This window comes from Phytohabitans sp. LZ39 (assembly GCF_059359075.1).
Genome location: NZ_JCADBM010000022.1, coordinates 31,618 through 44,642 on the forward strand (window position 1 = coordinate 31,618; position 13,025 = coordinate 44,642).

Below are 13,025 nucleotides of genomic sequence, written 5' to 3' on the forward strand. Positions count from 1 at the left end.
GACCGGGTCGATGACCGGCCGGCTCTTTAGCGCGCCCTGAGCCAGCCTTCGACGACGAGAGCGAGTTTGCCACCATGATCACCGCCACGGGCCTGGAGCTTCGCGCCGGCTCCCGGATCCTCCTGTCCGACGCCACGCTGCGCGTGCAGCCGGGTGACCGCATCGGCCTGGTCGGCCGCAACGGCGCCGGCAAGACCACCACCCTCAAGGTGCTGGCCGGCGAGGGCATGCCCTACACGGGCACCGTCGACCGGCGCAGCGCCGTCGGCTACCTGCCGCAGGACCCGCGCACCGGCGACCTCGAGGTCACCGCCCGCGACCGGGTGCTCTCCGCCCGCGGCCTCGACACCCTGCTGGCCGAGATGAAGGCCATGGAGAGCAAGCTCGCCGACGACGAGCGCATGCTGCGTCGCTACGGCGCCCTCGAAGACCAGTTCGCCTCCCTCGGTGGATACGCGGCCGAGGCCGAAGCCGCACGCATCTGTGCCAACCTGGGGCTGCCCGACCGGGTGCTCGCCCAGACGATCGGCACCCTCTCCGGCGGCCAGCGGCGGCGCATCGAGCTGGCCCGCATCCTCTTCCGCGACGCGGGCGAAGACGGCGCCGGCATCCTGCTGCTCGACGAGCCCACCAACCACCTCGACGCCGACTCGATCACGTGGCTGCGCGGATACATGGCCGCGCACAAGGGTGGGCTCGTGGTGATCAGCCACGACGTGTCGCTGCTCGACGCGGTGGTCAACAAGGTCTGGTACCTCGACGCCAACCGCGCGGTCGTCGACGTCTACAACGTGGGCTGGAAGAAGTACCTGGAGCAGCGCGAGACGGACGAGCGGCGGCGCAAGCGCGAGCGGGCCAACGCGGAGAAGAAAGCCGGCGCGCTCATGGCCCAGGCCGACAAGATGCGGGCCAAGGCCACCAAGACGGTCGCCGCGCAAAACATGGCCCGCCGCGCCGAAAAGCTGCTCTCCGGCCTGGAGGACGAGCGGGTCTCCGACAAGGTCGCCAAGGTGCGCTTTCCGACCCCGGCGTCGTGTGGACGCACCCCGCTGACCGCGACCGCACTGTCCAAATCGTACGGTTCGCTGGAGATCTTCACGGACGTCGACGTGGCCGTCGACCGCGGCTCCCGGGTGGCGATCCTCGGCCTCAACGGTGCCGGCAAGACCACGCTGTTGCGGATGCTCGGCGGCCTGCTGGAGCCCGACACCGGCGAGGTCGTCGCGGGGCACGGCCTGCGGATCGGCTACTACGCGCAGGAGCACGAGACGCTCGACGTGGAGCGCACCGTCCTGGAGCACATGCGCAGCGCGGCGCTGGAGCAGTCCGACACCGATCTACGCAAGATCCTCGGCGCGTTCCTCTTCTCCGGCGACGACGTCGACAAGCCGGCCGGCGTGCTCTCCGGCGGCGAGAAGACCCGGCTGGCGCTGGCCACGCTGGTCTGCTCCGGCGCCAACGTGCTGCTGCTCGACGAGCCGACCAACAACCTCGACCCGGTCAGCCGCGAGCAGGTGCTCGACGCGATCGCCCGCTACCCCGGCGCGATCGTGCTGGTCACCCACGACCCGGGCGCCGTGCAGGCCCTGAAGCCCGACCGCGCGATCCTGCTCCCCGACGGCGACGAAGACGCCTGGAGCGACGACCTGCTCGAACTTGTCGAGCTCGCCTGACTGGATCACGGGGTGAGCACCGCCCTGAGCACGATCGCGGCCACCGCGCCGGCGCCCACCAGGAGAAGGGGGCTGCGGACCGAGGGGCCGGCCTGGCGCTCGGGGGCGGTGGCGGCGACCGTGAGCCAGGGAAAGAACGTGAGCCAGGCGTGTTCGACCCCGCCCCGGGCCAGGCCGGCCAGCACGGTCGACAGCACGGCGGCGCCCGCGCCCACCAGGAAGGGCCAACCGGGGGTGTTGCGCGTCTTGCGGAGGCTCGCGACAAGCGCCGGGCCCGCGGCCAGCAGCAGCACGGCCAGGCTGATCACGCCCCACCAGAGCACCGGCCGTTCGCGCTGGGCCGCGAGCAGGCCGTCCACCCAGCGAAACCCGAGCAGCTGCGCCACGCCCACCGGCACCAGCGCGCCCAGGCCGGTGAGGAAGTTGAGAGCCGCCCGCCGGCGCGCGAAATACAGACAAACCAGCGAAAAACCCATCCAGGGTACGGCGAACGAGAACATCGCCGCGACGCCCAGCAGCAGGCCGGCGGTGATCGCCCCGGCGCCCGCCTTCGGGCCGGTGCGGCGGTGGTCGCTGGCCCACGCGCCCGCCGCCACCATCGCCGCGACCAGCACCGCGACAAGGGCGTCGAGGCTGGCGGCCACCCAGATGGCGTACGGCGCGAGCACCACCACGGGCAGGTAGCGGCGGGCTTCCAGATCGCCACAGCCGTTGCGCACGGCTACCAGGACGAGTGGCACGAGCAGGCCGCCGGCGGCGGTGAGCAGCAGCCCCACGGCGAGCGAGTCGGTGACGCCGGCGCGGTGGATCCACCGCAACACGAGAGCCGGGCCCGGTGGTTCGCCGGAGTGATTCGCCGGACCATACAAGCCGTGAACACCGTTGACAATGGCCAATGCGACGGTCCACATTAGGCCCGCGAGATAGCCGGTGAGCAGCACAATCGGCCATGGGGCGCGGTCCCACCAGCCGCGCGCGGCGACGGTGAGCGTGACCGCGGCGACCGCTGGTGCGAGCAGAGAGTTCGGTCTGACGTTAGCGGTGTACGTGCCGAGGAAAGGCGCGGCATCCGTGCCGAGTGGTGACGCGAACCGTACCGCCAGCCAGGTGAACGCGAGTCCGGCGGCGGCTAGAGCCAGCCACACGAACAGGTCCCACCGCGTCACCCGCGCTTCGCTCATCACGGCGCACCACGGTATCGGGTAGGCGACAAGGTGTGCGTGTCGCTTGGCGAAGGGTTGATATCTAGCGCATGATCGTTCGAGGCGGTCTAATAGACAGGACCGCAAAGAAACCGCACAGTCTGGGACGTGAGGAATCAACATGGCAGCCACCGGCACAGCCACCAGCACTGAGAAGGGTCGCCGGATCGTCGGGGCCGAGCGGCAGACGCTCGCTAAAGACCTGGTCAAGCGGTATACGTCCGGCGAGAGCATTCGTGCTCTGGCGGCCTCCACCGGCCGTTCGTACGGGTTCGTACACCGGGTACTGACCGAGTCGGGCGTGCAGCTCCGCCAGCGCGGCGGTGCGCGTCGCCGCAAGAAGGCGTGAGAGCCTTTCGCCTGTTCGGCACCCTGCCGCTGTCGGAAACCCCCCGATGACCGACGACAGCGGTGTTCGGCTGGAATGCGCCGGGCCGGTCGCGACTCTGACGTTGTGCCGGCCCGACGTGCTCAACGCGCAAACGCCGGCGATGTGGACGGCGTTGTCACACTTCTCCCGCGACCTGCCCGGTGATGTGCGGGTCGTAATCGTACGGGCCGAGGGACGGGCCTTCTCCTCGGGGTTGGACCTTTCGCTAGTGAGTGGTGAAGGGACGAATTCTTTCACGGAGATGGCCCGCCTCACCCCAGAGGAAAGCGTGGATCGCATTCACGCCTTTCAAATGGGATTCACGTGGTTGAGGCGTCCTGACATCGTTAGCATCGCCGCCGTCCAGGGTCATGCGATCGGCGCCGGATTCCAGCTCGCCTTGGCGTGTGATCTGCGCGTACTCGCCGACGACGCACAACTGTCCATGGCCGAGGTGACGCTCGGTCTCGTACCCGATCTGGGTGGCACCAAACGCCTCGTCGAGCTCGTCGGATACGGACGCGCTCTGGAGATCTGCGTCACCGCGCGCCGCGTCGGCGCGGCGGAGGCCGAGCGGATCGGCGTCGCCAACCTCGTGGTGCCCCGAGCCGACCTGGACGGCGCCGCGCGCGACCTCGCCGCCGCCGTGCTGGCCGCCCCACGCGACGCGGTCGTCGAGCTCAAGGCGCTGCTCGCGGGCGCCGCCGACCGCACGTACGCGGAGCAGGACCTGGCCGAGCGCGAGGCGCAGGTGCGCCGCTTCCGCGACCTCGCCGGGCTGGGCGAGTGAGCGGGTAAGGGGCCGGCGGGAACACTCCGCTTACGTGACGAGTTCTGTCATACCGGAGTAGCAGACTTGTCCCGGGACTGACGCGGAGGTGACGCGTGTCGTATGGCATGGGGGGTTGGGAGACCTTGCGGGCGATGCGCGCCCGCGACAAGGTGGCCGGCCACCGGCTTGCCCGCGGCACGGCCAAGCGCATCCTGGCGTTCGCGCGACCCTACCGGGCCGACATCGTGGTGTTCCTGATCACGGTCGTGATCGCGGCCGCCATCGGGGTGGCCACTCCGGTCCTCGCCGGCGACGTGATCAATACGATCACCCGCGGCGGCCCCGACGCCGACACCGCCGTGGTGCGGATCGCCTTCCTGATCGCCGGCCTGGCGGTCGCCGACGCGCTGCTCTCGCTCGCCCAAAGGTGGTATTCGGCGCGTATCGGCGAGGGCATCATCCTCGACCTGCGCACCAAGGTCTACGACCACGTGCAGCGGATGCCGCTTCAGTTCTTCACGCGTACGCAGACCGGCGCGCTGGTCAGCCGGCTCAACAACGACGTGATGGGCGCCCAGCGGGCGTTCACGTCGACACTCTCCGGCGTGGTGAGCAACGTGATCCAGCTCGTGCTCACCGCCGCCGTCATGTTCACGCTGTCGTGGCAGATCACCGCGCTCTCGCTGGTGATGCTGCCGGTCTTCATCATCCCGGCGCGGCGGGTCGGCAAGCGCCTGGCGGAGATCACCAAGGAGAGCTACGACCTCGACGCGAAGATGAACGCCACGATGACCGAGCGCTTCGGTGTGGCGGGCGCGCTGCTGGTCAAGCTCTTCGGGCGGCCGGACGCCGAGGCCAAGCGCTTCGGCGAGCGGGCCGAGCGGGTGCGCGACATCGGCATACAGACCGCGATGTACTCGCGCACGTTCTTCGTCGCGATGCTGCTGGTCGCGTCGCTGGCCCAGGCGCTGACCTACGGGCTCGGCGGCTGGCTGGCGGTCAACGGCACGGTCAGCGCCGGCACGGTCGTCACGCTCGCGCTGCTGCTCACCCGCCTGTACGGTCCGCTGACCGCGCTCTCCAACGTGCGGGTCGACGTGATGAGCGCGCTCGTCTCGTTCGACCGGGTCTTCGAGATCCTCGACCTCACCCCGTCGATCGCCGAAAAGCCGGACGCGGTCGCCATCCCGGCCGGCTCCGGGCGGCTGGAGTTCCGCGACGTGCGCTTCCGCTACCCGGCGGCCGCCGAGGTGTCGCTCGCCTCGCTCGAAGACGTCGTGACGCTCGACCGCACGGTCTCCGAGCCGGTGCTGCGCGGCGTCTCGTTCAGCGTCGAGCCGGGCGAGATGGTGGCGCTGGTCGGCCCTTCCGGCGCCGGCAAGAGCACCACGTCGATGCTGGTCTCCCGGGTGTACGACGTGACCGACGGCCAGGTGCTCGTCGGCGGCGTCGACGTCCGCGACGCCACGCTGGAGTCGCTACGCGACACGATCGGCGTGGTCACCCAGGATTCGCACCTCTTCCACGAGACCATCGCGGAAAACCTGCGCTACGCCAAGCCCGACGCCACCGACGACGAGCTGTGGTCCGCGCTGCGCGGCGCCCAGGTCGAGGAGCTGGTGCGGGCGCTGCCCGACGGCCTGGAGACGATGGTCGGCGAGCGCGGCTACCGCTTCTCCGGCGGCGAAAAGCAGCGCATCGCGATCGCCCGCCTGCTGCTCAAGGCCCCCTCGATCGTCATCCTCGACGAGGCCACCGCCCACCTCGACTCCGAGTCCGAGGCCGCGGTGCAGCGCGCCCTGTCGGTCGCCCTGGCCGGCCGCACCGCGCTGGTGATCGCCCATCGGCTCTCCACCGTCCGTGACGCCGACCAGATCCTGGTCCTCGACGAGGGCAAAATCGTCGAGCGCGGCCGCCACGACGAGCTCGTCGCGGTCGGCGGGCTGTACGCGGAGCTCTACCGCACCCAGTTCGCCGTGGCCGACTCGCCCGCGCCCTACACCGACACCGACCACCCCGAGCCGGTCACCGTCCCACCCCGCGACTACGCCGCCGACTCCTGAGCCGCCTGAGCCGCGCGGAGATGGTCGCGCTGGTCGAGCTCCTCCAGTCGGGCGCCGGCGGCGACGACGAGGCGTCGGCCTGGCTGGAGGCACTGGAGCGCTCGATCCCCAACCCCCACGTCAGCGACCTGATCTTCCATTCACCGAAGGACCTGACGGCCGAGCAGATCATCGATCGCGCGCTGGAGCACCGCCCCTTCGCGCTCTAGAGACCTTCCGGATCAGGGTGACGCCGTCGTGCTGGTGTTGCCCGGGTTCGTGTCAGCTGCGGACCGTTGCTCCCGCCGGAGTACGCGCGGGTCGGCGGCTCGCCAGGGCTCGCCGAGATCCCCGACCCGCGCTGCCAGGTCCGCGCCGCAAGCCCACGGGGGGCCTTGTCGCACGCTGCCCGAGGGTCGGTGCGCCGCTTGGTGACACGGTGTCACCGGCCTGGACAGGTGCTTTCGGATCTAGAACGGTCAGGGCGCCATATCAGCCCTAAGTCTCCTAGATCTCACAGTCCGGCTCCCGACGCTGGTGACGTTACGTCGGGATGTCACAGGTGGCGCCTGCGACTGGACCCGAGGGCTTGTCGCGCGGACCCGGCAGCGGAGGTCGGGGGTTTCGGCGAGCCCTGCGAGCCGCCGACCGGAGCGGTGCCCGCGGGAGCATGCGGCCCGCAGGTGACGCGGACGCGGGCAAATCTGCCTGAAGAAACCGGTGGGCGCTTACCTCGCGTGCGTGGCTTCGCGGAGGAGGGCGAAGGCCGCGGCGAGGGAGTCGGGGGTGTAGTGGGCGTTGAGGCCGCTGGGGTTGGGGAGCACCCAGATCTTCGTCGTGCCGATCGTCTCGGGCTGCGCGCCGAACACCGCCTTGGGCCGGCGAAACGCGGTGCGGTACGCGGTCACGCCGACCACCGCCAGCCACCGCGGGCGGAAGCGGCGGACCTTCGCCGTCAGCAAACCGGCGCCGGCGACCAGCTCGGCGGTGCTCAGCTCCTCCGCGCGGGCGGTGGCTCGGGCCGCCACGTTGGTGATGCCCAGGCTGTAGCCCAGCAGCTCCTCCTGCTCGTCCGGCCGCAGCTGCCTGGGTGTGAAGCCGGACCTGTGCAGCGCGGGCCAGAAGCGGTTGCCGGGGCGGGCGAAGTGGTGGCCGGTGGCGGCGGAGTACAGGCCGGGGTTGATGCCGCTGAAGAGCACGGCCAGGCCGGGCGCGATCACGTCGGGGATGGTGCGGTCGGCCGCGGCGGCAAGCTGGTCCTTGGTGGGCTTCACGGCGCTTAGAGCGACCGCACCGCGCCGCCGTCGACCGGGACCGACAGGCCGGTCAGGTAGCTGGCGGCCGGCGAGAGCAGGAACGCCGCCACCCGCCCGAACTCGGCCGGCTCGCCCAGGCGGCCCAGCGGGATGGCCGCCTCCGCTTCCCGCCGGGCGCGTTCGGGGTCGCCGGTCGCCGCGAACAGCTCCTGGTTGCGGTCGGTGAGGATGCGGCCGGGCAGGAGGCTGAAGACGCGGATGCCGCGCGGGCCGTACTCGTCGGCCATCTCCTTCGCTACGCCGGCCAGGCCGGGGCGCAGCGCGTTGGAGAGGCCGAGCCCGGGGATCGGGCTGCGCACGGAGGTGGACAGGACGAAGCCGATCGCGCCGTCGCGCCCGATGGCCTCCGCCGCGTCGCGGGCCAGCCGCACCGAGCCCAGGAACACGGTCTCGAACGACTCGCGCCACTGCGCGTCCTCCACGGTGGTGGCGCTGGCGCGGGGTGGCCCGCCGACGGAGATGAGCGCGCCGTCGATCCGGCCGAAACGTTCCCGGGCCGCCGCCACGAGGCGCTCGGCGGCCAGGGGGTCGCCGAGGTCGGCGGCCACGCCGATCACCCGCTCGGGCGCGCCGAGCCGTTCGACCGCGGCGGTGACGCCCTCCGGGGAGCGCGCGGAGACGACGACGTTGGCGCCGTCCGCGACGAGGCATTCGGCGGTGGCGTACCCGAGACCGCGCGACGCACCGGTGAGGACATAGACGCGATCCGCAAGCCCCAGATCCATACCGCCGATCCTGCCATCACCCCCGCCGGAACACGCGGCGGAGGAAACCGGGGCGGAGCGCGGCCTCGCGTTCGGCGAGCTCTTCGGCCGCCGCGCCGGCCAGGGTCAGCGAGCGGGCCAGCGCCAGCCCGTCCTGGAAGGAACCCTGCGTGGGGCGGCCGTCGGCCCACTCGGCGAAGACCGCCGGCCATTTGGTGCCGAACGAGGCGGCGAGCAGCGGCCAGTGGCGGGCGACCTCGCCGGAACGCTTACGCAACAAGGCCTGCCGCGCCGTGTCGATCAGCCGGGGGTCGAAGCCGTCGGGGATCGGGGCACCGGCGACCAGGGCCGCGACGAGCGCGGCTTGGCGCTCGGCCAGGGCGCTCATGTCACCACCGGGTACCCGGAGGCGGCGGCGATGGCGTCCAGCTCGGTGCGGAGGGTGTCGGCGGGCGGGTAGTGGCCGTCGCGTTCGAGCATCAGGGCCGGCGGGCGGTGGCGTGCGCACAGCTCGGCGACGAGGTCGAGCACCTCGCGCGGCACCGCGTCGGTGTGGGTGTCGTGGTAGATGCCGTCGTGCTCGGCGCCGCCGGCCACGTGCACGTACGCGACGCGCTCCAGCGGCAGCCGGTCGAGCAGGTCGGTGGGCTCGGTGCCGCGGTTGCGGGCGTTGGCGTAGACGTTGGCGATGTCGAGCAGCAGCAGCGCGCCGGTGCGGTCGAGGATCTCGGTGAGGAACGCGGCCTCGTCCAGCTCGTCGTCGGGCCAGTCGAAGATGGCCGCGATCGGTTCGAGGGCGATGGGCACGGGCAGCTCGGCCTGGGTGCGGGCGACGTTCGCGACGACGGCGTCGACCGCCTCGCGGCTGCGCGGGAGGGGGAGCAGGTGGCCGGCTTCGAGGCCGCCGGCGCGGACGAACGCGATGTGCTCGCTCACCAGCGGGGCGTCCAGCTGCCGGGCGGCGGCGGCCAGGTGGGCGACGCGGGCGGGCTCGACGGGCTCGGCGCCGCCCAGCGAGAGCCGCACGCCGTGCGGGATGACCGCGGCGCCGGCGTCGCGCAGGGCGGCGAGGGGAGCCGGCACCGGCCCGGAGGCCGGCACCGACTCGGCGATCACCTCGGTGAAGCTGAGGCCGGGCAGCGCGGCCACGAAGCCCGCGATCTCCGGCCGCCACCCGATCCCGACCCCGAACGGGCCACCGCCCGGCGCACCCGCGCCGCCGGTCCCCAGCTCGCCCTTTCCGGCGCCGCCGCGGTCGTCGGGCCGCCCGAGGTTCGTGCCGGCCGCGGAGCCGCCGCGGTCGTCGGGCCGCTTGAGGTCCGTGCCGGCCGCGGAGCCGCCGCGGTCGTCGGGCCGCCCGCGGTCCGTGCCGGCCGGGGAGCCGGCGGCGGCCGTGGAGCCGCCGCCGTCGACGGCATGGGGCGGGACCGTCATCCGCCGCAGCCCCCGCCACAGCCGCCGCCGCAACCACCACCGCCGCCGCCGTCGCCGCCGGAGTCCGAGCCGCCGGAGCTGCTCGAGCCGCTGGAGTCGCCGCCGTAGGAGCCGCCGGTGCTCGCGGACGACGCGTACTGGCGCTGTATCTCCGCCTCCTCGGCGAAGGCGGCGTCGGCCTGCCAGAGCGAGGCCGCACCGTATAGGCCGACGCCGAGCGCGAGGCCCGCGGCGCCGTAGGTGGCCCAGGCGGGACCCATCGAGGGGGAGAGGTAGGCGTGCTGCCGCCGCAGCTCCTCCAGCGCCCGCCGGGCGGCCCGCGTGCGGGTCGGCACCTTGGCGAGGAGGGTCAGCGTGACGATCGTCCACGCGATCAGCAGCACGACAAGGAGGATCACCGGCTTGTCGTTCATCACGCCGGCGACCACCCGCACCACGCCGAGGCCCAGCAGCGCCAGCATCAGGAACGGCACCGCACGGGCGGCGGCTCGGGCGCCCTCGCTCGGGGCGAGGCCGCGCTGCTGGAGGTCTTCGCGGAGCGAGGTGAGCGCCATCGCCACCCACTGCTGGTCCGCCACGTCGCGGGCCCGGACGCGCTGGCCGGCGGCGTTGTAGACGGCCTGGTCGAGCGGGGTGGCGCCGGCCGGCATCGGTCCGGAGGTGGTGAGCGTGCGGCCGGGCCCCACCTCGATCGCGCCGGCGCCCTTGAGGCCGGCCAGGGACGAGTAGACGGCGAGCTTTTCGCCGCCGTTGAGGAACGCGACCTGCTGGGGGCCGAGCCGGTCGACCGGCGTGTGGTGGCCGGCGAAGAGCACGGCCCGGTGGATCAGCGCGGCGATCACCAGTGCGGCCGCGGTGGCCGCGAAGAGCGCCAGGAAGGAGGACCCGGGGATCCCCCAGGTGTCACCTTGAGCGGCGAGAACCGTCTGCATGCGCTCAGTGTGGACCAAGCTGTCACGCCTTACGGACAGCCTCTTCGACAAGGTCGAGCACGCGCCCGAGGTCGCCCGGCGGGCGACCGGTGGCGAGGTGCAGGACCAGCCCGTCGTACGCCAGCTCGAGGAACTGGGTCAGCAGGTCGAGCGGCACGTCGTCGCGGAGCACACCGGCCTCGCGCTGGCGGCGGAGGCGCTCGTGGGTGGCGTCGGTGATTGCCTGCGCGCGCTGCGCCCACCGCTTGGCGAACGCCGGGTCGGTGCGCAGCCGCCGCGACACCTCCAGCTGGCTGCCCAGCCAACCGGCCGTCTCGGTGGAGTCGGCGCGGGCGAGCAGGTCGCGCATGACCTGCACCAGACCGTTGCGCGCGACGGTCTCCACCATCGCGGCGGCGTCGTCTTCGGCCACGGCGAGGAAGAGCGACTCCTTGTCGCGGAAGTGGTGGAAGATCGCGCCACGGGACAGACCGGTCTCTTCCTCCAGCCGGCGGACCGTGGCACCCTCGTATCCGTGCCGAGCGAAACAGGCGCGAGCGGCCGCGAGGATCTCCTGCCGCCGCGCGTCGAGCTGGTCCTGGCTCACTCTCGGCACGTGACCGATCGTGTCACGGTGACGGGTGGCGCGGCAATCCGTACGTACGGCTTGGTGGCATGCGACCACTCACCGTAGCCGCCGTGCAGGCCGAGGCGGTCCCCGGCGCCGTGGCAGCCAACGCCGCACAGGCCGCCCGCTTGGCGGGACTCGCTGCCGACCGGGGCGCCACGGTGCTCGTACTCCCGGAGCTTTTCCTGACCGGCTATCACCCGCCGGCGCTGCGGGCGAGCCCGGCCACGACGGACGTGGCGGCCGACGACGGCGGGTGGGTGGCCGACGCGCGCCTCGACCCCCTCCGCGCGGCCGCCGCCGACCGCGGGGCCGTCATCGTCGTCGGCGCGGCCGTCCGCCGCCCCGACGGCCGCCGCACCTGCGCGGCGCTGGTGGTCGACCGCCGCGGCCGGGTCGCCGCGCCCTACGACAAGCAGCACATGTGCGGGCCCGAGGAGAAGGAGCTTTTCGTCCCGGGTACGCGGGGCGCGACGCTCGACGTCGACGGCTGGCGCCTCGGGCTCGGCGTGTGCTACGACGGCTGCTTTCCCGAGCACGCGCGGGCGGCCGCGGTGGCGGGTGCGCGGGGTTACCTGTGCCCGAGCGCGTACCTGGTGGGCTCGGCGCACCGGCGCGACGTGTACTACGCGGCGCGGGCGCTGGACAACAGCATCTACGTGGTGTTCGCCAACCCGGTCGGCGGCGCGGCGCCGTGGCGCTTCAACGGCGGTGCCGCCGTCTACGACCCGGAGGGGCGCCCGGTCGCGCGTGGTGCCGACGAGGGCGAGGCGGTCGTGGTGGCGACCCTCGACGCGACCGAGGTCGAGCGGGTCCGAGCGGCCCACGAGATGCTCGCCGAACACCGCACCGACCTCGGCGCCGACCGGGTGGTTTTGACTGCTTAATCAGCGAACTCTTTTCAACGCGGACCGCGCGTTGCTGGCGCCCGATTCGACCTTGACCACCGCGGGCCGCAAGGGGCGTTGAAAAAGGTTCGTATTGCCTCCCTTGTTTACGATGCGGGTCTGTTCGGGGGTGCGTCCGGTCACGTAGGGTGCGCGAGTGCCCCTCCTGCTCCTCGATCTCGATAACACCCTGCTCGATCGGGCCGGGACGTTTCGCGCGTGGGCACAAGACTTTCTGGCGGAGATCGGGGCCCCGCCGGAAGACCTCCAGTGGCTGCTCTCCATCGACGCCGACGGTTTGACCGACCGGTGGGACGTGGCCGACGCGATCCGTGACCGCTACCGGCTGCGCGTCTCCTCCATCGACCTCGTCGACGAGCTCACCGAGGGCCTGGTGGAGCGGCTCACGCTCGACCCGTTGGTGGCCTGCGCGCTGCGGATCGCCGACGACTCGGGCTGGGTGCCGGTCGTGGTGACAAACGGGACGACCCGGCAGCAGGACATCAAGATCCGGCGGACCGGCCTCGACCGCTACGTCGCCGACTGGGTGATCTCCGAGGATGCCGGGGTGAGCAAGCCCAACCCGCGCATCTTCGCGATGGCCGCGCAGCGGGTGCGCATGCGCTTGCAGGGTGCCTGGGTGGTCGGCGACAGCCCGGAGGCCGACATCGGCGGCGCGGCCGCGATGGGGCTGCCGAGCGTGTGGCTGCACCGGGGGCGCAGCTGGATGGAGGAGCGTTTTCGCCCGACGCGCACGGCCGAGGGCATCATCCCGGCCGTGGCGACGGTGCTGGCCGCGGCCGGGGTAGCCCGGTACGCGTAAGGCCTACTGCAAGTAACCCTCTACTTCGGACTTCGGGCGGCTCTGCGTGGCCTCCGGGTCGTGGCCCGCCTCGCGCGCGGCGCGGCGCTGGCGCAGCAGATCCCAGCACTGGTCGAGCGACTCCTCGACCTCGCGCAGCCGCGTCCGCTCGTCGTCGGACGAGATCTGGCCCTTCTGCACCTGTGAGCGGAGCCGGTGCTCCTCCTCGACCAGCTTGTGGATCTCGGACAGGATCGTCGTGTCTTCCATGACCATGAGCCTAC

Annotated in this window: 15 protein-coding genes; 7 read left to right on the forward strand and 8 right to left on the reverse strand. The window is 72.3% G+C overall.

Going from position 1 to position 13,025, the window contains the following annotated elements:
• Positions 1–74 precede the first annotated feature (74 nt).
• Complete coding sequence (locus tag AC5L36_RS33815) at positions 75–1,673, forward strand: ABC-F family ATP-binding cassette domain-containing protein (RefSeq protein WP_441222673.1); 1,599 nt, start codon at positions 75–77, stop codon at positions 1,671–1,673.
• A 5-nt stretch (positions 1,674–1,678) separates the two neighbouring features.
• Here the strand turns inward: AC5L36_RS33815 and AC5L36_RS33820 are convergent, their stop codons facing one another.
• Entirely contained in the window at positions 1,679–2,854 is a 1,176-nt protein-coding gene (locus AC5L36_RS33820; RefSeq protein WP_441222674.1) for a hypothetical protein, read from the reverse strand.
• 142 nt (positions 2,855–2,996) lie between these two features.
• Between AC5L36_RS33820 and AC5L36_RS33825 the strand changes: the two genes are divergently transcribed.
• From AC5L36_RS33825 to AC5L36_RS33840, 4 genes are all read left to right on the forward strand, one after another.
• Positions 2,997–3,224, forward strand: coding sequence for a helix-turn-helix domain-containing protein (locus AC5L36_RS33825; RefSeq protein ID WP_085066491.1), 228 nt, complete (start codon positions 2,997–2,999; stop codon positions 3,222–3,224).
• Positions 3,225–3,270: 46 nt separating this feature from the next.
• Entirely contained in the window at positions 3,271–4,035 is a 765-nt protein-coding gene (locus AC5L36_RS33830; protein WP_441222819.1) for an enoyl-CoA hydratase/isomerase family protein, read from the forward strand.
• 107 nt (positions 4,036–4,142) lie between these two features.
• Complete coding sequence (locus AC5L36_RS33835; protein ID WP_441222820.1) at positions 4,143–6,080, forward strand: ABC transporter ATP-binding protein; 1,938 nt, start codon at positions 4,143–4,145, stop codon at positions 6,078–6,080.
• A 5-nt stretch (positions 6,081–6,085) separates the two neighbouring features.
• Positions 6,086–6,289, forward strand: a complete 204-nt coding sequence (locus AC5L36_RS33840) for a bacteriocin immunity protein (protein WP_494909499.1) — start codon at positions 6,086–6,088, stop codon at positions 6,287–6,289.
• A 498-nt stretch (positions 6,290–6,787) separates the two neighbouring features.
• On the opposite strand, the gene mug is transcribed toward AC5L36_RS33840, so the two are convergent.
• From mug to AC5L36_RS33870, 6 genes are all read right to left on the reverse strand, one after another.
• Positions 6,788–7,333 carry a G/U mismatch-specific DNA glycosylase gene (gene mug / locus AC5L36_RS33845; RefSeq protein ID WP_441222676.1) on the reverse strand — a complete coding sequence of 182 codons (546 nt, stop codon included), beginning with the start codon at positions 7,331–7,333 and terminating at the stop codon, positions 6,788–6,790.
• 5 nt (positions 7,334–7,338) lie between these two features.
• Positions 7,339–8,100, reverse strand: coding sequence for an SDR family oxidoreductase (locus AC5L36_RS33850; protein ID WP_441222677.1), 762 nt, complete (start codon positions 8,098–8,100; stop codon positions 7,339–7,341).
• A 16-nt stretch (positions 8,101–8,116) separates the two neighbouring features.
• Positions 8,117–8,467: an SCO6045 C-terminal-like domain-containing protein gene (locus tag AC5L36_RS33855; protein ID WP_441222678.1), complete on the reverse strand. Its 351-nt coding sequence runs from the start codon at positions 8,465–8,467 to the stop codon at positions 8,117–8,119.
• On the reverse strand, positions 8,464–9,309 hold the full coding sequence (locus AC5L36_RS33860) for an MbnB/TglH/ChrH family RiPP precursor modification enzyme (RefSeq protein WP_441222821.1): 846 nt from the start codon (positions 9,307–9,309) through the stop codon (positions 8,464–8,466). The genes AC5L36_RS33855 and AC5L36_RS33860 overlap by 4 nt, the downstream gene beginning before the upstream one ends.
• A gap of 200 nt (positions 9,310–9,509) precedes the next feature.
• Entirely contained in the window at positions 9,510–10,445 is a 936-nt protein-coding gene (locus AC5L36_RS33865; protein ID WP_441222679.1) for a TIGR04222 domain-containing membrane protein, read from the reverse strand.
• 22 nt (positions 10,446–10,467) lie between these two features.
• Complete coding sequence (locus tag AC5L36_RS33870) at positions 10,468–11,040, reverse strand: TetR/AcrR family transcriptional regulator (protein ID WP_441222680.1); 573 nt, start codon at positions 11,038–11,040, stop codon at positions 10,468–10,470.
• Between the two features lie 59 nt (positions 11,041–11,099).
• On the opposite strand from AC5L36_RS33870, the gene AC5L36_RS33875 reads away from it, so the two are divergent.
• Together AC5L36_RS33875 and AC5L36_RS33880 are read left to right on the forward strand one after the other, a co-directional pair.
• The gene (locus AC5L36_RS33875; protein WP_441222681.1) at positions 11,100–11,939 is read left to right on the forward strand and encodes a carbon-nitrogen hydrolase family protein; all 840 of its coding nucleotides are present in this window, start codon (positions 11,100–11,102) and stop codon (positions 11,937–11,939) included.
• 157 nt (positions 11,940–12,096) lie between these two features.
• Positions 12,097–12,762, forward strand: a complete 666-nt coding sequence (locus AC5L36_RS33880) for an HAD family hydrolase (protein WP_441222682.1) — start codon at positions 12,097–12,099, stop codon at positions 12,760–12,762.
• 3 nt (positions 12,763–12,765) lie between these two features.
• Here the strand turns inward: AC5L36_RS33880 and AC5L36_RS33885 are convergent, their stop codons facing one another.
• Complete coding sequence (locus AC5L36_RS33885) at positions 12,766–13,017, reverse strand: DUF2630 family protein (protein WP_441222683.1); 252 nt, start codon at positions 13,015–13,017, stop codon at positions 12,766–12,768.
• Between the last annotated feature and the right edge of the window lie 8 nt (positions 13,018–13,025).